Source organism: Methylibium sp. T29, assembly GCF_000576205.1.
Taxonomy (GTDB): Bacteria; Pseudomonadota; Gammaproteobacteria; order Burkholderiales; family Burkholderiaceae_C; genus Methylibium; species Methylibium petroleiphilum.
In genome coordinates, this window is record NZ_AZND01000503.1 from 1 (window position 1) to 1277 (window position 1277).

The 1277-nt window shown below is 72.7% G+C and carries 2 pseudogenes; one reads left to right on the plus strand and one right to left on the minus strand.

Annotated elements, in window-relative coordinates:
• Positions 1–307: pseudogene (locus x551_RS26075) on the plus strand (hypothetical protein); the annotation flags it as partial.
• Between the two features lie 35 nt (positions 308–342).
• On the opposite strand, the pseudogene x551_RS22395 reads toward x551_RS26075, so the two are convergent.
• Positions 343–1040, minus strand: a pseudogene (locus tag x551_RS22395) (SDR family oxidoreductase).
• Positions 1041–1277: the final 237 nt, after the last annotated feature.

The following is a 1277-nucleotide window of genomic DNA, read 5'->3' on the forward strand; positions in this document are numbered from 1 at the left end:
CGCGAAGGCGGTGTGGCTGACCGCGGTCGGCCCCGACGCCACGCTGGTGCAGCCCGGTCCGTCGATCGGTGTCGGGCTGGGCGGCTTCGGCCGCTCGGTGGGCGGCGGGGTCGGCATCTCGCTGCCGATCGGTGGCGGCAAGACCCAAACCGCCTACGGCGCCAACAGCCAGCTCACCGACGTGGCCAGCGCACGCCTGATGTGGACCGCCAAGACCCGCGCACCGAGCGACGACGACGCCAACGCGCAGGTGGCCGAGCTGGTGAAGTCCGCGGTGGCGGCGGCCGGCAAGGCCGGGTTCTTCTAGGGCCTTCCGGGGTCGGCGTCCACCCTCTCGCGCCGTCAGCTCCCCGCGTAGACCGCCGGCTCGGCCGACAGGCCCTGGCGCACCTGGCGGCTGATCTCGTCGGCCAGCACCTCGTAGCCGCCGGACTCGAGCACCGCGAAGGCCTGGCGCACCACGTCCTCGGGCGCGGACTTCGCGGCGTCGACACCGCGGACCATGTCGGTGTCCATGTAGCCCACGTGCAGGCCGACGACCTGCGTGCCCTGCGCGCGCAGCTCGTTGCGCAGGCCGTTGGTCAGCGACCATTCGGCCGCCTTCGACGCGCAATAGGTGCTGACGCCCGGCATGCTGATCCAGCTCAGCACCGACAGGATGTTGAGGATGGCGCCACCGCCGTTGCGCGCGAGCACCGGTGCGAAGGCCTGGCTCAGTTGCAGCGGGCCGAAGAAGTGCGTTTCCATCTCGCGCGCGCCGCCTCCACCGAGCCGGCCTCCAGCAGGCCGGTGCCGCGCAGGATGCCGGCGTTGTTGATCAGCAGCGACACGTCGCCGAGCTCGCGCGCCAACGCCGCCGCCTGCTGCGCGTTCGTCACGTCCAGCTGGACCGGCGTGACGCCGGCGAGCGTGACGCTGCCCGGGTCGCGCGCGGCCGCGTAGACCTTGCGGGCACCACCGGCCAGCAGCGCGGCGGCGAAGGCACGGCCGAGGCCGCGGTTGGCGCCGGTGACCAGCGCGACGGAGTCCTTGATCTTCATGAGGTGTCCTTCCAGGAGATGAGCGGGTGAATTCGCATGACGACCGTCATGCGTCGGACGAAAGCCGGGTTGCGCCGCCTGCGGATCGGCGCTCAACCCCGGCGGTGTTTCAGGGACTGCCGGCAGGCCTCGCGCAGCGCGCGCGACAGGCGCGGATCGTCGACGGCGCGCGCCAGCGACATCGCGCCGACCAGGCTGCCGACCACGGCCATCGCCTCGGCACGGGCTTCGCGCGCG